Source organism: Microcoleus sp. AT8-A3 (genome assembly GCF_036705675.1).
Classification (GTDB): Bacteria; Cyanobacteriota; Cyanobacteriia; order Cyanobacteriales; family Microcoleaceae; genus Microcoleus.
On record NZ_JAUBVD010000037.1, the window covers coordinates 44,043 to 64,903 of the forward strand.

Sequence of the window (20,861 nt, forward strand, 5' to 3'; positions counted from 1 at the left end):
TTGCTCGTTGCCGAAGTTCCTTCTTCAACAAGCCAGCTTAGCCTCAAAAGCCAAAGAATTAACAGGAAACTCCCCCAAAACTTCCTCTAAAATCGGAGAGGTGAAGTTACAAGGTTGAGGCTTGCCCAAATGATAACCTTGAGCGTAATCTACCCCAAGTTCATTGAGTTTATCCATAATTGTTTGATTTTCAACATATTCGGCAATAGTTTTAATTCCCATGACGTGAGCGATTTTGGTAATAGCTTCCACCATTGCGACATCAATAGGATTATCGACAATATGCTTAATAAAATTGCCGTCTATTTTGAGATAATCAACCGGCAAACTTTTCAGGTAAGCAAACGAAGACATCCCGCTGCCGAAGTCGTCCAAGGCAAACTGGCAGCCTAGTTCCTTGAGCTGCAAAATCAAGCTGGCTGCCTTGCTGAGATTGCCGATCGCCACGGTTTCGGTAATCTCAAAACAAATTATTTGCGGCGGTATTTGATGGATAGAAAACTGTTCCTGAATAAACTCGATAAACTTTTCTTCGTTGAGGCTGTCCCCAGAAAGGTTGATTGAATAAAGGTTGGGATATTGGCCAAATGAGGATTGCAGATCAGACAAAAGAGAGCAAGCAGGGAAGGTAACTATTTTATCGCTGCCTACCCCGGGGTTTTGAACTAATAAATTTGCCGTGAAAATTTTAGATAAATTGCTAAATAACGTGCTAATTACCCAGCGGTCGATCGCGTGCATTAAGTTGTAGCGTTCTGCAGCCGGAATAAACGCCATCGGCGACACCAACTCACCAGTTTCCAACTGGAGGCGCAGGAGGATTTCGCAGTGGGTTCCGGTGGTGGGAGAGTTGAGCAAAGGTACGATCGGCTGAGAGTACAAGCAAAAGCGATTCTCTTCTAAAGCTTGATGAATTTGCACCACCCACTCGGTTTCGCCGTGCTGTTTGATTAATTCTCGATCGCCGGCTTGATAAACCTGTACCCGGTTGCGACCTTTATTTTTAGCAGCGTAGCAGGCCATATCGGCGGCGCTCAAAATCGCAGATGTCGAGGCTGTTTTGGGATTGATTGCTACCAAACCGATACTGACGCCGATCGAAAAAGTTTTGTCCTGCCACGCAAAGCGGAAGCCCTGAATGCTTCGCAGCAGCGTTTCCGCAACATTCAATCCTCGTTCGACGGGACGATTGTACAGGAGTACGGCAAATTCATCGCCGCCGAGACGCGCCAAAATATCGGTTTTGTGGATATTGCTTTTAAATAGCTGGCTGACTTGGCGCAGCAGTTCGTCCCCAGCAGCATGACCGCAGGTGTCGTTAACTATTTTGAAGCGATCGAGATCCAGGTAAAGCATCACGTGTTCTTGGCCGTAACCTTGAGCGCCGTGTAGGGCGTGCTCTAGCTGGTACTCAAATTCCCGGCGGTTGACTAATTGCGTCAGGGGGTCATGAGTTGCCTGCCAGGTGAGTTGCCGCGCTTGAGTTCGCACTTGGGTGACATCTCGGAACACAACAACGGCCCCGACAATTTCGCCGCTGCTAGCGTGGATGGGGGCGACGCAGTGGTCGATCGCAAATTCGGTGTTGTTGTGGGCAATCAGCAAATTGTTGCGCCCTTGGTCAACAATCCGACCTTCGCACAAAGCGATTTCGGCGATATTTTCGATCGGCAGCCTGGTAGTTTCGTCAACTATTCTCAGCACGCTGGCGAGGGGCAAACCTTTAGCTGCCGAGGTAGACCAACCCGTGAGTGTTTCGGCAACTGGATTCAGGGTGGAAATACAGCCGTCGGCGTCAGTAGTGATGACGGCATCGCCGATCGATTGTAGTGTTACCTGAGCGAGTTCTTTTTCTTCAAAAAATGCTTGTTCCATGCGCTTGCGATCGGTAATATCTCGCTGCACGGACACCCAGTTGGTAACGTTCCCGGAGGTATCGGCAATGGGTACGCTGTTGAGTTCCACCCAATAAGTTGAACCGTCTTTGCGGTAGTTAATCAATTCTAGGCGTAGGGGTTCTCGGCGAGAGAAACCCAGGCGAATTTTAGCGACTTGGGTGGGGTCGCTTTCTGGGCCGCGCAAGCAACTGGGGGTTTGTCCGATGATTTCTTGGGGTAGGTAGCCCGTCATTTGGGTAAAAGCTTCGTTGGCATAGATGATGGTGGGGTCGGAGATATCGCTGTCTCCGGCATCCATAATCACGATTGCGTCGTTAGCGTTCACTACAGCAGATTCTAAAAGGTGGAGTCTGGCCTCGGCCCTAACGCGGATAGCAATTTCGCTTTCTAGTCTGGCGTTAGTCAAGCTGAGGGATGCGATCGCTTTTTCCAATTCCCTAGTTCTTTCTGCCACTGAATCGTGCAGAACATCGATCGCCCCGGACATTTCCATGGGGTCAAGTACGCGCAGTATGTTGGTTTGAGTAACTATTCCCAGGAGTTCTCCGCATTCTCCCGTTACTACCAACCTGCGGACTAAACGCTGGTGCATTTCCTGATGAGCTACCCACAGCGAGTCTTCTTGCTTGAGGCTAAATAAGGGGGTACTCATCACTGTTTGGGCGATCGTTTGCGACAAATCTATATCTAAAGCTTGAAATTCCACAATATCCCGTTCTGTGACTATACCTACTGGAATAGGGAACGGTGAATCCCTCGATAATTCTGTTGATTCAGTAATTACTACGCAGCTAACGCGGTGCTGCGCCATCAACTCAGCTAAACTCCTAACTGACGCGGAGCGAGGTGCTTGAATGACTTGTGCGGTCATTACTTCTTTCACGCAGCGCATTTTTAAGATATTTGCCGGTTTGAGCATGGCTTGGCGGATGCTTTCCGGCGTAATTACTCCTAAGAGTTGACCTTCACTATCCAATATTGGCAGATGCTTAATTCTTCGTTGCCCCAGCAGAATTAGGGCGCTGAAAATGTCTTGACTCTCGGATTTTGTCAGAGTTGCTGTCGGCTGCCTCATCACTTGTGCGATGGTGACACCTTTTAAGTTTTTGCCCGAGGCAATCAAATCGACAAGATCCCTTTCTGTGAAGATTCCTTGCAATTGAGAATGTGGAGCACAAGGCGAGGATAATTTTAAGAGTGATTTTTCCACGACAAAGACGCAGATACCTGTGGCGTCTCTGAATGCACTTGATGTGGGCGGATTTACGATTTCTGTTAGTGGCTGATAGATATCGGTTGGTGGAATGACTGCGTTTAGAGAGCAACTTGGGCGCCGTTGGCCCATCAGGGTAATTACTTCTGCTAGTGGGGTATCGGGCGCCACTGTCAAGGGGTAGCGGTCTATTACTTGAGCTAAGGTGGGCAGATACTTGGATGAATCGTTTTTGAGCATATTTAATTGAGTTTTGCGATCGCGTGGAATCTGCGACATTCCAAAAAAGTGCTGATTTCCAAGCACTAGGTGGATTTTTACGGCGCTGGTGAGACCTAATTAAAATTTATTGTTAAAAATGCAGCAGAGCTTGGGCTGGGGATCGGGCCAGTGACTGCTTTTCTTCTACCTATAAAGTTAGAAGCTTATCTTTATTTTAAGTTAAATTTTCTATCCCGTGACACATTTATTAAAAATAATGTATTTGTTGTGAACTTTTTGCGATAAGATTATCGGCTAAAATCATCCATAGCATTGCGAATCATCTCCCTCTTCAGAAAGACGCATCTGTTGGCTGTATTAGCTAACCTAGAAAAGGTTACTACAAAAAGGCACTGTATTAAGTTCGGCAGTGTTAAGTTTTGCAAAATTAAGTTTGGCAAGCTGGTCGAGACCATGTATGCGTTGTTGAGGGCAATCGATATCACAGCCAATGTGTGAATTAGATCGCAAGTTGCGAAAACAACCATGGTACGATTGTAGATATCAAGACAAGAACTTGAATACAGAGTCTGTGAGGAAAAGAGATTATGAAACGCAATCTATTCGCCGCTACTTTTTTAATTGCTCCCCTAGTGTTGGCAGGCCCGGCTCGCGCTGAAAATCCCGTTCACGTCGAACAGTTATTGTCAACCGGGCAATGTTTTAAGTGCGACTTGTCGGGAGCCGATTTAACGGGAGCTCATTTAATTGGTGCTGATTTGAGAGAAGCAAATTTACGAGGAGCAAACCTATCTCAGGCAAACCTCGAAGGTGCTGACTTGACGGGTGCTGACTTGACGGGTGCTAACTTAACTAAAGTTTTCCTGACTAATGCTAGTTTAAATGACGCAGACCTCGATCGGGCAAATCTGACCGCGGCTATCATTAACACCGCTGACGTATCCGGCGCATCAATGGAAGATATGACCATCATTGATGCAAAAATCTACAATACCCAAATCGGCGTCGGCGGCAGCTACGACCAGTAAACTCGTTAAAAGAATGGAAAACACCAATTTTGAGGTTAAAAACCCGGTTTCTCCCCAGAAACCGGGTTTTTAGTCTTTTTGTAGACTGCCCCGAAGCCTCACATTTTCTATCGTATTTCAAGCTAACAATCTGACCACGAATTTCTTCATGTGGTACCCGCCACGTGATTTATCCGTGGAATCAATCCAAAATCTAAAATCGAAAATCACTTATTGCCCCCCGCATTTATCTCGCGCAAGTCAATCTAAAATCTAAAATCTAAAATCGCGCAATCGATTGACGCACCCTACCACTACCACTAAAAACCCAAATCAACCGCTATTCGGTGCGCGCAAGCAAACCCAGAAAACGCCACCGCATTTAAACCCTGTCCGGGAAACGTACTGTCGCCCACACAATACAAACCAGGCATAGAAGTTCGATTAAACGGCATTCCCAGCAAACCCATTAGCTTCTGTCGCGGAATCGGGCCGTAAGTTCCGTCTTCGCGCCCCAAAAAGCGACGGTGAGAACGCGCTGTCCCCACTTCCATATAATCCAAACCGGCATCTAAACCGGGAAAAATCTTTTCTAATCTTTCAATAATTCTCCCTGCGGCCTCTTCTTTTTTATCCTCATATTCCTGCTGCGAAAGTCCTTCCCACTCTTCCATCCAGCTCGAAGTAAAAGCGTGAACGATGTGATATCCTGCGGGAGCTAAATCCGGGTCGAGCACGGTCGGAATTGACACCAAAACAGTTCCCTCCGGCGCTTCCATTTGGTTCCAATCTTCTAACAAAATGTGGTGGCAGGCACTACCCGCAGGGATTACGCTTGCTTCCACTCCCAAATGCAAACTCAAGAAACTGGGGGCTTTTTGATAGCGTTGCTGCCATTTCTTCTCGCTAGCTGGCATCTCTTCTGCGGGAAGCAATTTCTCAAAAGTATCCCAGCGCGTGGCGTTAGAAACTATGCGCTTGGCGCGGTAAACTTCGCCGGTTGCGAGCTCGACTCCGACAGCGCGACCGTTTTCTGTGATAATTTTTTTCGCTTTAGCTTTGTATTGAATTTTCCCGCCACATTTTTCTAATCCTTCGACTAATTTTTGGGCAATTTGACCGACTCCGCCTTTGGGATAATTGATGCCACCGTAATGCCTGTCGGAAAATACCATTCCGGCATTAATCATTGGCGTCAAGTCTGCGGGTACTACAGACCAGTAGTAGCATTCCATGTCGATAAATTTCAGCAAAGTAGGGTCTTTTATGTAGCGCCGCGCAATGTCGCCAGTATTTTGAGGCAGATATTTTACTAATCCCAAACAGGCTAAAGGATTCTGAAAAAAGACTCGAACGAGATATCCGGGTTCTTCTAGGGATAGCAATTCCATGCCGTTGAGGCAGTTGAAGACGCTCCAGCATTCGCCGTAAAATTTGTGGATTCCTTCGCGTTCGTGAGGGAACCTGTCTGTTAATTCTTGCAAGTATTTATCATAAGCCTGGGGAACTTCAAGTTCCAAGCCACTGGGTAAGTGATAGTGAAGCTGTACGGGGTCGGGAATGGTTTCTAAGGTGACGTTGACTGCTTTCAGGGCGCGGGTGAGGAGGTTGGTGGTGCCGCGCTGTCCGAAACCAAAAATCATGGAGGCGCCGACATCGAATCTGTAGCCTTCTCGATCGAAATATCCAGCGCTACCCCCCGGAATTGTATAGCTTTCGAGCACTAAAACTTTGGCTTTCTTAGCTGCTAGCTGGGTGGCTGTCACGAGTCCGCCAATGCCGGAACCGATGACAATTACATCAAACTCTTGCTCTGTTGGGCGGGAGTTGGGAGAAAATAACTGGGATTGGGTAGGAGCTGACATTCGGTTAAAAATCTTAATAATTCTATGATTTTACAGTCGATCGCTCCAGAAGCAAGAAGTTCGGCAACGGATTATGTAGCGGATGTAGCGGATGTCAAGAAGACCGAAGTTCGGCAATGCCCGATGCCCTGTTTGGCCGATGCCCTGTTTGGCCGATGCCCTGTTTGGCCGATGCCCCAGCTTTTAAAAAAAAATGCGGGAACAGTCTACCATTGCCGACTGCCCCCGTCTGCCGATCCTTTGAGAGGAGAACACTAAAAATCAATATAGCCTTGTTGCTAATTAATGTCAATACTATTAGAAAAATATTTCAATAAGCGGATGGAGGTCGATCGGCGAATGGGTTCTAACTCAATCTCTGGCTTGTATGCGCCCTCAAGGATGTGATAAGTTGCACAGAGCGATCGATCGCCCGTTGGGGAAGCCCGCCCCTACGGGGGCTACGCCAACGAAGCAGATCGATCGCACCGCATAAAATCCCTCAAACCTAGCAATCTCCCCAATTTCCTCATGTCCCTGCAACTGCGCGTTTACGTTCCTCCACATCCGTTAATTAAACACTGGCTGGCTGTTGCCCGCGACGCCGCCACCCCATCGGTACTTTTTCGTTCTGCGATGACAGAATTGGGAAGGTGGCTGGCTTACGAGGCGATTCGAGAATGGCTGCCGACAGTGGAAACAACGGTGCAAACGCCTTTGGCAGAATGTCCGGCGACTTTTATCAACCCAGAAGCTCCGTTAGTTGTGGTACCGATTTTGCGGGCGGGTTTGTCACTGCTCGAAGGAATTCAGACGGTTGTGCCGCTGGCTTCGGTTTACCACCTCGGCATGGCAAGAAATGAGGAGACGCTGGAACCGACTTGTTATTTGAACAAATTGCCGGCGCAGTTTAACCCGGAAACGCGGGTGATAATTAGCGAGCCGATGCTGGCGACTGGCGGGACGATTATAGCGACTATGCAGGAATTGACTGCACGGGGAATTGATCCGAGCTTGATTCGGATTATCTCTGTGGTGGCTGCTCCTCCGGCTTTGAAGAGGCTGAGTGCAGAGTACCCAAGTTTGATGATTTACACGGCAACGATCGACGAAATAGTCAACGAACAGGGCTTTATTGTACCTGGTTTGGGAGATGCGGGCGATCGAACTTACGGCACATGAACCAGCCAGTCAGTCAATTTTAGATTTTAGATTTTAGATTTTAGATTGACTCGACAGATAAGTCTGGGGGCTTGTAGGCCTTTTTGGGGGGGGGTGAGTGGTTCCAGGAACCAGTTGCTGAAATATCGGGGGAAAAAGATGAAAATCAAGCATCCAGGATACCCGCCACGTGATTCATTCCAACGCGCAAACTCAGGATCCAGAAATAAAAAACCTGTATCCGATGAAACTTGCCGAACGTATTTATCCGTGGGGTCAATCCTTCAATCCTTCAATTCTAAAATCTAAAATCTAAAATCTAAAATCGATTGACCCTGGTTTGGTAAAAGCAGGCACCGAGAGAGTTAGAATCAAAAGTACAAGTCAAAAATAAATAGCGTTTAGCACTCATTGCCCGTGAAACTTGATTCTGTTCCGCCAAGCTTGTCTGCTTCTGACTCAGTAAACCCCAATTATGATTTACCACAACAGGTACAACTACAAATAAAAGAGGTTACTGAGATTTGTGCTGCTTTAACCCCGGAGCCCGCTGAACTCTCAGTGACTGTAAATCCCGATATTTGTCAGGAACAAAAGAAACTGAAGCCCAAGCACTGGGCAATTTTTGCTTCGACTTTTGCAACTATTTTTTTAGCTGAAATTGGAGACAAAACTCAGATCGCGATTTTGCTGATGACGGCTGAATCTCGAAATCCTTGGATCGTGTTTGCGGGTGCGGGTTCGGCTTTGATAGCAACCAGTTTGCTGGGGGTGTTGCTGGGAAGGTGGCTGGCTAGTCGGATTGCTCCGAGAACTTTGGAGAGAGCAGCCGGAGTGATTTTACTGGCGATTTCGGCGGTTCTGCTGTGGGAAGTGCTGGGTTAATTGTCTGCCTTGTCGGTAAGTCGTAGATTTTTACAATAGCTAACTAAGAACTAAAAAAACATGGACTGGCAACTTTTGGGAATCAGTTTTATTACAGTGTTTTTGTCAGAATTGGGAGACAAAAGTCAATTAGCTGCGATCGCCCTGGGCAGTAGTTGTAACTCGCCGCGGGCTGTATTTTTTGGTACGGCGTCGGCGCTGCTGTTGGCCAGTTTTATCGGCGTGGCCATTGGCTTCAGCACGGCAGAGGTGTTGCCGGAACGACTGGTAAAGGGACTCGCGGCGATCGGATTTGCGGTAATGGGTTTGCGCCTGCTGTGGCCAAAAGCAGATTTACCGGAAGCATCGGAGTAGGGCAGTCGATTTTAGATTTTAGATTTTAGATTTTAGATTTTAGATTTACTCTACAGATGAATCTGGGAGTTTAAACAAGAGTCTAAAATTTTGCTTTCTCCACGGGAGGAGTTCGCAAGTATCCGTTTTTGCGCTGGTTCAGGAAACTTGACCGTATAGTTGTATAAAATCAGTTAGCATCGGAGATTATTCATATATCTCCGATCTTCATCTGCGTGAATTAGCGTCAATACATTGTCATCTGCGGCCCAAGAAATTCTCTTGTTTTGAACCGCAGATAAGGGCAGATAAACACAGATTAACGCCGATGAATATCAAATCCGGTGTTTACGATCGCGTTAAAATTTAAAAAAATTAGCGGGGGGCGTGAATTCACGCCCCCCGCTGCGGGTTGAGTCTTTTTTCTCCACTCAACCTCTGAGCAGGGTGTCGATTAAACTTGGTTTTGGTAGCACCAGCCCAGCAGCGTACCGGCGACAGCCAACTTCAGCGCTTCCAATGCAAAATAGCCTTGGTGCAGTAGATTCATCCCGGCGGGGACTTCTGCTGCGGAATCGAACAGATTTAGCTGCAGTCCCAAGGCGCTCATTTGGGGTGTCAGGGCGTAGGTGTCAATCAGGGCGATCGCCAGAAGTACCAATGATAATAAAATTGCTGTGCGGCTGCGCTTGCCGAAGTCACCGACTAAATTGCTCAAAACCATCAAACCCGTTGCCACCACGCCCGCACAGATTAACTCAACGCGGTTGAATCCCCAGAACATTAAATTCCCGGCAGTTGCAAACTCCGGTGATGTCGTCATGCCAGATACGTAGAGACTGGGCATAATTACTAGATCCAAAATCAGGCTAACGCTGAGCCAGAAAATTAGGGCAACCATGACAATTGCTTGCCAGCGCGGTTTGATTGATTCCACTCTTGATGTTGTAATAGCTGTCATATAATTGAGCCTCTAAAATTTTCTTCTGCCTTTTCTAGAGTTTAACTAACTTTTTTCTCAAATCGTGTTAAGTATTTTTAAATTAATGGTAACTTTTGTGTAACAGACGCTGAAGAATTGTTAAGCTCACTTATGTTTGTCATCACCTCGGTTAATTAATACTAATTCCGAAAAAGTACGGAATAAATTAATAATTACTCACAGGACTTATGCACTGCGACCAAAGACATCTGTTTTTGAACCTGATTAAAGGTCATAACGTATTTTTTTCATAAAAAAACCGGGTTTCTGCGTCCAGAAATAACTCCTAATTTAAGTGTATATGCCTAAATTTCAATTATCCTCTTGGTTGCCCCGTCTCCCGCCTCAAGTCTGGATTCTTGCCGCCGGCAGATTCCTCTCCCAAAGCGGCACCGGTTTTACTTTATTTTACGCGCCGATATTTTTTGTCGATCGCGTCGGTTTATCTGCTACTGCTGTTGGGATTGGTTTGGGTAGCGGTTCAGTTTCGGGAATATTCGGCAGAATTTTGGGCGGTTCTTTTTGCGATTCCAAATTTTGGGGAAGGCGGCGAACTTTATTGCTGGCGACAATTATTTCGGCGGCGGCTTCTTTTGTACTGGCGGGGACTAATGATTTCGCTGGCTTAATTGCGGGCAATTTACTGATGGGTTTTGGGGTGGGTTTGTATTGGCCTCCAACCGAGACGATGGTGGCGGATTTAACCGAGGGCGAACAGCGACAGGAGGCTTTTGCTTTGACGCGGCTGGCTGATAATTTGGGTTTGCAAGTTGGGATTATTTTGGGTGGTTTGTTAATTTCTATAACGGGGAATTATCGATCGCTCTTTATTATTGATGGTATCTCGTTTTTAGTGCTGTTTGCAGTAGTTGCGATCGCGATCGCCGAAACCTACAAACCAGCTAATCCAGGGGATAGAGGCAAAAAGAATCGGGAAAATGGCTGGATGGTGGCGCTGAGCGATCGCAGTCTTCTAGTTTATGCTTTAGTAAATACTCTGTTCACACTATATATTTCCCAAATCCAAACCACAATGCCGCTGTACTTTAGCAAGTTTGTCGCGGTGGGGACATCGGGAAAAGGCTTTTCTACAGGTACAATTACGGTTTTGTTTGCTTTTAGCACGTTTTTAACTGTGGCTTTGCAACTGCCGGTTGTTAAAGCTTTGAAGCGGTTTTCCCATCCGAAAGCTTTGATGATTTCTGCGCTGCTGTGGGGAATGGGATTTATTGCGATCGGCTTGACGGGAATGGCTGCAATTGGCAATCTATTTTTAGCTGTTTTAGGCTTGAGTTTGTTGTCGGTGGCGACTGTTGCTTATACGCCTTTTGCTTCGGCTTTGGTGGTGGATTTAGCGCCGGAGTCTTTGCGGGGCGTGTATTTGGCGGTTAATTCTCAGTGTTGGGCGATCGGCTATTTAATCGGGCCGCCCCTGGGCGGTTTGGCTTTGGATAGAGGTAAAGGGGCGGCGGATAATTTTTGGTTGGGTTTGGCTTTGAGTGTGGGCGCGGCTATTTTTATTTTGCAAAAGCTCGATCGAATGTTGAAAAATAGCAGTCATTAGTTATTAGTAATTAGTCATTAGTCAGCAGTCATTAGTTATTAGTCATTAGTCATTTGTTGCTGCTATAGCAATCCTACATGAGTCGTAAATTTTTTACCCCACCCCAACCCTCCCCTTAGTAAGGGGAGGGAGTAAGAAATTTACAAATGATTTAGGATGGCTATACCAATGCCCAATGCCCAATGCCCAATGCCCAATGCCCAATGCCCAATAACCAATAACTAATTTATTTTCGTCGATCGCCCAATTTGCGGTAAACTTCTCTCAAATCAACTTGATGGTGAGCCAAAGCAACCAAAGCGTGATAAAATAAATCCGCAACTTCCCCAGCAATCCCCTCTTTATCGTCATCTTTGCAAGCCATCACAACTTCCGCCGACTCTTCGCCAATTTTCTTGAGAATCTTGTTGTCGCCGCCCTCGAACAATTTGCAAGTATAAGAACTTTCGTTAGGATTGTCTCGCCGATCGCAAATTACCGCAAATAATTGAGATAACATATCCCCTGGCGGCGGTTGAATTTCCCCATCAACTTGGTGAAAACAACTTCTTTCTCCCGTGTGACAAGCAATATCTCCGACTTGTTCGACAGTGACTAGCAAAGCATCGCTATCGCAGTCGTAACGCAGCCCTTTGACATTTTGAATGTGTCCCGAAGTCGCGCCTTTGGGCCACAATTGGGCGCGCGATCGACTCCAAAACCAAGTTTGCCCGGTAGAGAGCGTTTTTTGCAGGGACTCCCGATTCATCCAGGCCATCATTAACACTGTACCGTCCAAATAATCTTGGACGATCGCAGGCACTAAACCGCGATCGTCGTAACGAATCTTTTCAATTGGGATCGATCGGCTCAAACTCGATAAATCAGTAGTAGACATAATTTTATTTCAACTTGGTAATATAGATTAACGCTTTCCTGTCGGAGATTGTTTTTTTATTAACCGCAGAGAACGCAGAGGACGCAGAGGAAGAGAGAAGATTGAGCAAGGGATGGCTAAATTGTCAAGAACTATTTTACAAAAAATTACATTTTAGGGCGCTCGGTGCTAGTGCGACAAAGCCTAAAAAACCCAAGCTAGTATTGCTACTGATTGGTTTGTACCCTAAAATCTACTAGAATAGTTTCCTTGAATCGACCTAACCTTTATGTTGAACTGGCTATAAAATTATTCTACCAACAACAGACGTTCACTAAGGAGAAAACATTGGTTTCCACAACCTTGAAAACTACCAAATCAGAAGAAATTTTCGCTGCAGCCCAGAAGTTGATGCCAGGTGGCGTCAGTTCCCCCGTCCGCGCCTTCAAATCCGTGGGCGGACAGCCCATCGTCTTTGACAGGGTAAAAGGAGCCTACATTTGGGATGTTGACGAAAACCAATACATTGACTATGTAGGCACTTGGGGCCCCGCCATCTGTGGCCACGCCCACCCGGAAGTCATCAAAGCCTTGCACGAATCTTTAGAAAAAGGTACGAGTTTCGGCGCACCATCGCTGTTGGAAAACGTACTCGCCGAAATGGTCATCGATGCCGTTCCCAGCATTGAAATGGTGCGATTTGTCAACTCCGGCACCGAAGCCTGTATGGCCGTTTTGCGCCTGATGCGAGCTTTCACCGGACGCGATAAACTGATTAAATTTGAAGGTTGCTATCACGGGCACGCCGATATGTTCTTGGTAAAAGCCGGTTCCGGTGTCGCAACTCTGGGCCTTCCCGACTCTCCGGGCGTCCCGAAATCCACTACTGCCAATACCCTCAACGCTCCCTACAATGATTTAGAAGCAGTCAAAGCTTTATTTGCCGAAAATCCCGGCGAGATAGCAGGCGTAATTCTCGAACCAGTGGTGGGGAATGCCGGTTTTATTACCCCGGATGCAGGTTTTCTCGAAGGTTTGCGGGAAATTACTAAAGATAACGGTGCTTTGTTGGTTTTTGATGAAGTAATGACTGGTTTCCGCATCGCCTACGGTGGAGCTCAGGAAAGATTCGGTGTCACCCCGGATTTGACTACTTTGGGTAAAGTTATCGGTGGCGGTTTGCCGGTGGGAGCTTACGGGGGAAGGCGGGATATTATGGGGATGGTGGCTCCTGCTGGCCCGATGTATCAAGCGGGTACGCTTTCGGGAAATCCTTTGGCGATGACTGCTGGGATTAAGACTTTGGAATTGCTGCAAAAACCCGGCACTTACGAACAGTTGGATAAGATTACTAAAAAACTGTCTGACGGATTGCTAAAAATTGCTAAGGAAACCGGGCACGCGGCTTGGGGCGGGCAAATTAGCGGGATGTTTGGCTTGTTTTTTGCGGCTGGCCCGGTTCACAATTATGAGGATGCGAAGAAGTCGGATTTGACAAAGTTCAGCCGCTTTCACCGGGGAATGTTGGAGCACGGAATTTATCTGGCTCCTTCGCAGTTTGAGGCGGGATTTACTTCTTTGGCTCATACTGAGGAAGATATCGATCGAACTTTGGCTGCAGCGCGTGAAGTGATGGCCAGTATTTAACGTGTGTAGTAAGGATTTTCATCCTTAAAACTCAGGAATAAATAATTAAAGTCCTTGCTGTTTGTTGGCAGTAAGGACTTTAATTTTTAACTGCTTTATCAAATAAAGTCCTGAATCATACAGACTATTCAGGACTACCTTTTAATCAGGCTTACAGGCTTTTTTAGTAAATTTTCACGGGGTAATTCATGTTTAAGGGTGTGAGGGAATTACAAATTAGTAATTATAGGAACTCTCTACTTTGCGGTAGCAATCCCTAACTTAGCTCCCTTAATTCGGCGTAATCGATCCATAACTTCCACAACATTTCCGTGATTGACGCTTTTATCTGCATTCAACACAATTAAGGAGTTCTGATTTGACCCCATTACCTGTCGCACTGTACTCTCAATCTGGTCTAAGTTGACTAACTTTTTATCAACCATTAATTTTCCATTAGCATCAATGGTGACGGTAATTTTAGCAGGCGAGTCCTGAACTTGAGAGGTTGATGCTTTCGGTAAATTTACGGGTAGACCCTCGGATTTGGATAAAGACAGAGAGGAAACAATTAAAAACGTTAATATGGCGAAGACCACATCAATCATTGGCACGATGTTAATCTGGGCAATAGTCTCAGGTTCATCGGGTAGGCGCATAATTAGATTCTCTTGGTAGTTTTTCGTAGCGGTGACGGTACATTAACTCTAGCTGGCCTCCAGCTTCCTGAATAAAAGCTATCTGCTGTAAGTAAAACCCGCGAAACATATTGGCAAATAAGAGTGTAAAGATTGCCACAACTAACCCTATTGCCGTAGAAACGAGGGCTTCGCTAATCCCAGAAGTAACGCCTGCGGCATTGGTGCCCGTGGCATTCCCCAGTTTGAGAGAACTAAAGGTGGTAATTAACCCCAAAACTGTTCCGAGCAACCCAAATAGTGGGGAAAGGCTGATAATGGTGTCAAATATTGTATTGAATCGCTTCAGGATGGGGATTTCTGCCTGAGCACCACTCTCTAAGGCCAAACGAAATTCTTCGATGTTGGGGGAGTCTAATTCTAAAGCTTCTAAAAAAATCCGGGCTAGGGGCAAATCGCTGTTTACTTGTAACTTTTTGATGGCGGAATCGGGGTTTTGACTGTAAAGCTGTAGCACTTCTCGCACGACTCGCCGCTGCCGCCGATTTACCCTAAACCAAAAGGCAAGACGCTCTATGATCAGCGCGACTGCTGCGATTGAGGAGGCAAATAGCGGCCAAGCAACAATGCCTGCGGCGCGAAAAATGTAAATGAAAGCATCCATTGATTTGTACTCTCGCTAGCTCGGTTGAGTGATCGCAAGCTGCCTAATGCTGTAATTAGCCCGATCGAAGGTTGGTAGAGTTTCTGCGTCAAGTCGGCACAAGTGATTCAGGCTGCGAATTGTTTCACTCAAGGGCGATCGCACTACCTGTATGTGACTATCTTCGTCTGTACCCAAAATGCTCCTACTGCGATCCCGATCGAGATCGCGACAGATTGTTCTGCCAGTGCTTCTTTGCTAAATATTTGCGTTAGGACTTGACAATAATCTTCAATAATTTAAAAGATTCTCAACTAGGTTTCCACAAAGTTCAGGGTTTGTCAAGTCATGCGCCACACTTTTAGATAATAATTATCGAACTGATAGCAAAAAAAAATAAGTTTTACTAATTAATTGATTTTTATGAAAAGCTTGAGAATGTGGAATTTTGTTGGTAGATTAGGGGCTAGAGTATTGCATTTAAGGCGTTGTGGAACCTGGCCCTGCCAGAATCAGAACATTGACACCGCCCATAAGAGCAAAGTAGACGCCCCCAAAGAAAATGCTGATTGGTAGCCTCTAGCCCCTATCTCAAAATTAAATAATGAAAATTAATTGCAAGAGTCTTGAACAGGGTGACAGTCTTCTTATAGGATGGGTAGGTTCATCAGTGATAGCAAGCTCAACCCGCAGTTGGTAGCTTGTTTCGGGTGATGTCGGGGAGCCAGCGAGGATGTTGCCATCCATAAAGGAGAGTGAGAAGGCATGAGTTTTTCAAATATTTCGGCGACGCAAAGACAACAACAAGAAGAAGCTCTCAAAAAAGTTCTGGCGATCAGTCTGTTAGCCTCAACCTTACTGCACGGTGTCGCGCTGCCGTTGAGCCTCAAGTTCGTCAAACCTGCTGAATTTGAAGAGGATGCAATTGAAATTGTTGTGCTTGATGAGCCAAAAGTAGAGGAAACCCAGCCAGAGCAGACTATTCCAGAAAAGGCATCTCCCCCGCCTGAGACGTTAAAACCAGAACCGCCACCAGATCCAACTCCCGCAGAGGAGCCACCAGTAGCGGCAACGCCACCGCCGATTCCAGAGGAGCCACCAGTAGCGGCAACGCCACCGCCGATTCCAGAGGAGCCACCGGTAGCGGTAACGCCACCGCCGATTCCAGAGGAGCCACCGGTAGCGGCAACGCCACCGCCGATTCCAGAGGAGCCACCGGTAGCGGCAACGCCACCACCAACTCCTATCGAGCCTTCCCCCGCACCTCAAGAGGATTTCAATTCCCCAAAAACTCCTCAAACCCCGATCGCTCAGGAACCCGAAACCCCCTCGCCCGATCCTCCAAAAAGCGAACCACCCGTTAGCGACTCCCGCCCCAAGGGTGCTGCGAGTCTCCCAGACTTTACAAAAGATGCTGGAAATCTCAACTCCTCAGACAGCCCTGAAAACCAGCCGCCTGCTTCGGCGGGTAGCGGGGAACCTTCCTCAGAGCCATTAAATCCTTCTTCCGGGCCCCTACAGCGATCGCCCGCGGCTGGCCCGCCAGTCACAGCTACTAGGCCAGGAGGCGGTAGTAACTCTGGAAATGCGATCGGGGATCTCACAAACCCCTCCTCCCCTGATAGCCCCGGAGGAAGTGCGTCGAACTCACCATCCGGTGCCCGCGAAAATGGCAACATACCTTCTGATGAGCCATTTGCGGCTGGTTCGGGGCGATCGCCCCGATCGCCTGCGGCTGGCTCCCCAGTCACGGCCACCAGGCCAGGAGGTGGCGGAAATTCGGGAAGTGCGATCGGGGATGTAGGAAACCTCCCTTCCTCTGGTAGCCCAGCAGGAAGTGCATCGAACTCATCACCCGGTGGAGGTGGAAATGGCGGCGGGGGTTCGTCACAGCCATTTGGCAACGGTTCCGGGCCAATGCCAAAACCGACAAATCCAGGAAGAGGGGGGAGTCCTTCGCGCCCTGCCGGCGCGCCTCTGGCCACTTGCATTAGTGGCTGCGGTAAACCTGAATATCCGATCGCAGCCAGAGAAGAAGGGCGCCAAGGCCAAGTGGAACTCATTTGTGACATTGACCCCAACGGTAAGACATCCAACATCAAGATATTGACTCCTAGCAAATACAACGACTTGAATCGCGCAGCGATGAAACAAGTACAAGAAAGGAAATATGCCCCATCAGAGAGTGGCATTCAAGGGGAAAGAATAGTCATTATCTTCCGGCTCACTGACTAGGGATTTTATTGAGACTATAGCAATTTGGCTGGGAATTCTATAGCACCGTCCAAGGAATAGCAAAGTTAAAAGTTGAATTTTTTGTGAATTATGAATGTGGGAATGTCGTCAGCAATATTAAGTAAACTTCAGCGAGTTGGACTCACTCTATTACTTGGTACCAACTTGGGAATGGCTTTGTTGTTTGCCAACCCTCACAGCGCAATGGCAGGAGTAATTACTTTACCCGATGGCGGACGTTGCGAGGGAGAATTGAGTGAGGGAAAACTCAGCGGCCCCGGCATGTGTCAATATGCCAACGGCGATCGCTACGAAGGCTCTTTTCTCAACGGCCAACCTCACGGTCAAGGAATTTATACCTTTAAAGAAGAAGGTAAATATCAAGGAGAATTTGCCTTGGGTGAATTCAACGGTAAAGGTGTCCGCGAATTTGCTAACGGCAACCGCTACGAAGGTACTTTTAAAAACGGTGAGTTCGACGGTACAGGCACTTTTACCTCGACTAACGGCATTCGTTACGAAGGCTCTTTTACGAGTGGTTCTCCCAGCGGTCGTGGGGCTTTTACGTTCAGTAATGGCACTCGATGCGAAGGAGATATTAAAGAAGGAAAAGTTAACGGCAAAGGCGTCTGTCAATATGCTAATAAGAACCGCTACGAAGGAGAGTTGCTGAATAACTTGCCTCACGGACAGGGAATTTATACCTTTGCGGTCGGAGGCCGTTATGAGGGGCAATTTAGTGAAGGGCAATTTCACGGTAAAGGGGTTCGCGAATATCCGAATGGCAACCGCTATGAAGGAGAGTTTGTCAAGGGCAACACTCAAGGTCAGGGGTTGTTTACTTTTAAAGAAGGAGGACGTTATCAAGGGCCGTTTGACAATGGAGAATTTAGTGGTGAAGGTGTCCGCGAGTTCGCCAATGGAGATAGCTATAAAGGCACTTTTGTCAAGGGTAAGATGAGCGGGAAAGGAGTTTACGTTTTTAAGAATGGCGATCGCTGCGAAGGCGAATTTAGCGATGGTCAGTTCAACGGCAAAGGTACCTGCATTTACGCCAATGGCGATCGCTATCAAGGTGAATTCCTCAACGGCCAGAAACACGGGCAAGGTTCCTACATTTATGCAGATGGAACGAAAGTAGAAGGAAATTGGCAACAAGGTCAAATTAAAAAATAACCTTATAACCTATCTCGCCCTACTTGTTTACCCCCCCTCCTCACCAATAACATAAGGCGCTTTACAGTAGGCACAGCGGCGTTTTATAGCGCTTTTCAAGTTGGTGAGCTAGCGGAGGGTTTTTAATTTCACATCCGATTTACACAGGGTCTTTTTTAGGATTTTCTGGATAGCTCGAAGAAAAGTTATTTTTTTAACTGCATATCGACTCAGATAGACGTAGATAGATTACATTTTGGGGCAACGGATTTGGTATAAATTTTTCCCTTGTTCTCCATAAAAGGGGTTTAAATCCTCGGCGTTTTGTTCATGCAGCTTGTTTAAAAGGCTGCAATTTCTCAGTTTAAACCACCCTAGCCAATTAATTTCCAGTGTTTCTACAACTAAAAAAACAAGACCGACGGATTGTTTCGTTATTAATGAGTTTTATTTTAGTTTTGCTTCTAAATAATGGGGTTCAATCCTCGCCTCAAACAGGCACTCAAATTCTTTGGGATACCTATGGAATTCCACATATTTACGGAGAGAATACTAAAAGCCTTTTCTACGCTTTTGGGTGGGCGCAGATGCAAAGTCACGGTAATCTGATTTTGCGTCTTTACGGGCAAGCTCGCGGACAAGCTGCGGAATTTTGGGGTGAAGATTATCTGGAATCCGATCGCTGGGTGCAAACTATGGGAATTCCTAATCGTGCAAAGGCGTGGTATGAATCACAAACTCCCATTTTTCGCAACTATCTCGATGCTTTTGTTGGCGGAATGAATGCCTATGCAAAAGAACACCCAGAGGCGCTCACGGAAGAATTAAAGGTAGCATTGCCCCTCAAACCGGCAGATGTATTGGCACACGAGCAGCGTGTCATCAATTTTACTTTTGTAGTCGATCCAGAGCGCGTTGAAAATCTCACTGAAAATCACACCCCCAAAGGCTCTAATGGTTGGGCGATCGCTCCTTCCCATTCTCAAAGTGGCAATGCCATGCTATTGGCAAATCCTCACCTTCCTTGGTCGGATTTATATTTATGGTACGAAGCACAACTGGTTGCCCCAGAAATTAACGCTTACGGAGCGACTCTCGTCGGATTTCCTGTATTAACGATCGCCTTTAACGACAACTTGGGATGGACTCATACTGTCAACACTCACGATGGCTGGGATGCCTACGAATTGCCCCTCGCTAACGATGGCTATCGCTTCGATGGCGAAGTCCGAAGTTTTGACAGGGAAGAGAAGGTTTTAAAAGTCAAAGAAAAGAATGGGAATTTGCGATCGGAATCTCTAGTAGTGCGGCGTTCTGTTCACGGGCCGATTCTCACAGAAAAACAGGGCAAAGCGATCGCCCTGCGCGTTGTCGGACTCGATAAACCAGCAGCCCTTCAGCAGTGGTGGGATATGGCACGAGCCCGGAATTTCAATGAATTTGAGGCTGTTTTAAAGCGCTTAGAAATTCCCATGTTTACCGTCATGTATGCCGATCGAGAGGGGCATATCATGCACTTGTTTAACGGTCAAGTCCCCATACGCAAAAACGGAGATTTTAAATACTGGTCAGGCACGATCGCAGGCAATACGTCAGAGACTTTGTGGAGCAAAAATCATCCCTATGCGGATTTGCCGCGCGTTGTCGATCCGCCCAGCGGTTGGTTGCAAAATACCAACGATCCTCCCTGGACGACGACGTTTCCCAGTGCGATCGCACCGAATAATTATCCCGCCTACATGGCACCGCGCGGCCCGATGGATTTGCGATCGCAGCGATCGGCAAAAATGCTCTTAGAAGATGAAAAAATCTCTTTCGATGAATTGATGCAATACAAACATTCCACTCATGTAGAACTCGCCGATCGCCTCCTCGATGATTTAATTCCCGCCGCACGGCAAGGCAGTGCTCAAGCGCGCCGCGCTGCGGAAGTTCTCGCCACTTGGGATCGCAAAGTCGATGCTGACAGTCGCGGTGCGGTGCTGTTTGCCTTTTGGAAAAAAGCGATGGATGCTGATGAGTTATTCGCCAAACCTTGGAGCGAAGATGCGCCGCTAACGACGCCAGACGGGTTGGCAAATCCTGCGGAGGCGGTGCGGGTGCTGTCCGCGACAGCAACCAAAGTTGAGGCGACTTATGGCGCGTTAGATGTGGCATGGGGGGAAGTCTTCCGATTGCCTGGGGTGGCGAATCTGCCGGCAAATGGAGCTGACGGTGCTTTGGGTGTATTTCGCTCAGTCTGGTTCGCTCCTGGGAAGGACGATCGCTTTCAAGCGGTTGCAGGCGATTCTTTTGTCGCTGCGATCGAGTTCTCCAATCCGGTGAAAGCGATGGCGCTAAACAGTTACGGCAACGCCACTCAACCTGGCTCGCCCCACGCAGGCGATCAGTTGCAGCTTTTTGCTCGCAAGGAATTGCGCCCTGTATGGCGATCGCGATCGGAAATTGAAGCTCACCTAAGTTCGCGCCAAAAACTATAGCAGAAGGCAGAAGGAAGAAGACTTCTGTGCGCCGTTTCCCCTTGATATCAAATCCGGTAGCATCCGAATTATTCCTCTCTGTATTCTCTCCCTCTGCGTTCTCTGCGCCCTCTGCGGTT

Annotated in this window: 17 protein-coding genes; 10 read left to right on the forward strand and 7 right to left on the reverse strand. The window is 47.3% G+C overall.

Annotation, left to right across the window (positions count from 1 at the left end; translation table 11 throughout):
• Positions 1-24: 24 nt before the first annotated feature.
• Positions 25-3,390: an EAL domain-containing protein gene (locus QUB51_RS20270; protein WP_333058290.1), complete on the reverse strand. Its 3,366-nt coding sequence runs from the start codon at positions 3,388-3,390 to the stop codon at positions 25-27.
• Positions 3,391-3,920: 530 nt separating this feature from the next.
• On the opposite strand from QUB51_RS20270, the gene QUB51_RS20275 reads away from it, so the two are divergent.
• A complete protein-coding gene (locus QUB51_RS20275) occupies positions 3,921-4,361 on the forward strand; it encodes a pentapeptide repeat-containing protein (RefSeq protein ID WP_333058289.1) in 441 nt (146 codons plus the stop codon).
• A gap of 299 nt (positions 4,362-4,660) precedes the next feature.
• Here QUB51_RS20275 and crtH read toward each other — a convergent pair whose 3' ends face one another.
• Complete coding sequence (gene crtH / locus QUB51_RS20280; RefSeq protein ID WP_333209339.1) at positions 4,661-6,205, reverse strand: carotenoid isomerase; 1,545 nt, start codon at positions 6,203-6,205, stop codon at positions 4,661-4,663.
• Positions 6,206-6,229: 24 nt separating this feature from the next.
• On the opposite strand from crtH, the gene QUB51_RS20285 reads away from it, so the two are divergent.
• The 4 genes from QUB51_RS20285 to QUB51_RS20300 all read left to right on the forward strand — a co-directional run bounded on the left by QUB51_RS20285 (position 6,230) and on the right by QUB51_RS20300 (position 8,584).
• Positions 6,230-6,463 (forward strand): hypothetical protein, encoded by a 234-nt coding sequence (locus tag QUB51_RS20285; protein ID WP_333209341.1) that lies wholly within the window; start codon positions 6,230-6,232, stop codon positions 6,461-6,463.
• Between the two features lie 252 nt (positions 6,464-6,715).
• Positions 6,716-7,366 (forward strand): uracil phosphoribosyltransferase, encoded by a 651-nt coding sequence (upp, locus tag QUB51_RS20290; protein ID WP_333058287.1) that lies wholly within the window; start codon positions 6,716-6,718, stop codon positions 7,364-7,366.
• A 396-nt stretch (positions 7,367-7,762) separates the two neighbouring features.
• Complete coding sequence (locus QUB51_RS20295; protein ID WP_333058286.1) at positions 7,763-8,230, forward strand: TMEM165/GDT1 family protein; 468 nt, start codon at positions 7,763-7,765, stop codon at positions 8,228-8,230.
• 60 nt (positions 8,231-8,290) lie between these two features.
• Positions 8,291-8,584 carry a TMEM165/GDT1 family protein gene (locus QUB51_RS20300; protein ID WP_333058285.1) on the forward strand — a complete coding sequence of 98 codons (294 nt, stop codon included), beginning with the start codon at positions 8,291-8,293 and terminating at the stop codon, positions 8,582-8,584.
• A gap of 433 nt (positions 8,585-9,017) precedes the next feature.
• On the opposite strand, the gene QUB51_RS20305 is transcribed toward QUB51_RS20300, so the two are convergent.
• Entirely contained in the window at positions 9,018-9,524 is a 507-nt protein-coding gene (locus tag QUB51_RS20305) for a hypothetical protein (protein WP_333058284.1), read from the reverse strand.
• 322 nt (positions 9,525-9,846) lie between these two features.
• Here QUB51_RS20305 and QUB51_RS20310 point away from each other — a divergent pair, with 322 nt between their 5' ends.
• Positions 9,847-11,109, forward strand: a complete 1,263-nt coding sequence (locus tag QUB51_RS20310) for an MFS transporter (protein ID WP_333262975.1) — start codon at positions 9,847-9,849, stop codon at positions 11,107-11,109.
• Positions 11,110-11,335: 226 nt separating this feature from the next.
• On the opposite strand, the gene hisIE is transcribed toward QUB51_RS20310, so the two are convergent.
• Positions 11,336-11,986, reverse strand: a complete 651-nt coding sequence (hisIE, locus tag QUB51_RS20315) for a bifunctional phosphoribosyl-AMP cyclohydrolase/phosphoribosyl-ATP diphosphatase HisIE (protein ID WP_333058282.1) — start codon at positions 11,984-11,986, stop codon at positions 11,336-11,338.
• A 327-nt stretch (positions 11,987-12,313) separates the two neighbouring features.
• Between hisIE and hemL the strand changes: the two genes are divergently transcribed.
• Entirely contained in the window at positions 12,314-13,612 is a 1,299-nt protein-coding gene (gene hemL, locus QUB51_RS20320) for a glutamate-1-semialdehyde 2,1-aminomutase (protein WP_333058281.1), read from the forward strand.
• A 236-nt stretch (positions 13,613-13,848) separates the two neighbouring features.
• Here hemL and QUB51_RS20325 read toward each other — a convergent pair whose 3' ends face one another.
• The 3 genes from QUB51_RS20325 to QUB51_RS20335 are packed head-to-tail and all read right to left on the reverse strand — an operon-like array spanning position 13,849 to position 15,070.
• The gene (locus QUB51_RS20325; protein WP_333058280.1) at positions 13,849-14,250 is read right to left on the reverse strand and encodes a biopolymer transporter ExbD; all 402 of its coding nucleotides are present in this window, start codon (positions 14,248-14,250) and stop codon (positions 13,849-13,851) included.
• Positions 14,234-14,893 carry a MotA/TolQ/ExbB proton channel family protein gene (locus QUB51_RS20330; protein WP_333058279.1) on the reverse strand — a complete coding sequence of 220 codons (660 nt, stop codon included), beginning with the start codon at positions 14,891-14,893 and terminating at the stop codon, positions 14,234-14,236. Before QUB51_RS20330 ends, QUB51_RS20325 begins: the two co-directional genes overlap by 17 nt.
• A gap of 15 nt (positions 14,894-14,908) precedes the next feature.
• Positions 14,909-15,070: a hypothetical protein gene (locus QUB51_RS20335; protein ID WP_333058278.1), complete on the reverse strand. Its 162-nt coding sequence runs from the start codon at positions 15,068-15,070 to the stop codon at positions 14,909-14,911.
• A 567-nt stretch (positions 15,071-15,637) separates the two neighbouring features.
• On the opposite strand from QUB51_RS20335, the gene QUB51_RS20340 reads away from it, so the two are divergent.
• The 3 genes from QUB51_RS20340 (at position 15,638) to QUB51_RS20350 (ending at position 20,742) form a co-directional block, all read left to right on the forward strand.
• The gene (locus tag QUB51_RS20340) at positions 15,638-17,107 is read left to right on the forward strand and encodes a TonB family protein (protein WP_333262972.1); all 1,470 of its coding nucleotides are present in this window, start codon (positions 15,638-15,640) and stop codon (positions 17,105-17,107) included.
• Positions 17,108-17,209: 102 nt separating this feature from the next.
• Entirely contained in the window at positions 17,210-18,283 is a 1,074-nt protein-coding gene (locus tag QUB51_RS20345; RefSeq protein WP_333058276.1) for a hypothetical protein, read from the forward strand.
• A gap of 371 nt (positions 18,284-18,654) precedes the next feature.
• A complete protein-coding gene (locus tag QUB51_RS20350; RefSeq protein ID WP_333262969.1) occupies positions 18,655-20,742 on the forward strand; it encodes an acylase in 2,088 nt (695 codons plus the stop codon).
• The last annotated feature ends 119 nt before the right edge of the window (positions 20,743-20,861 follow it).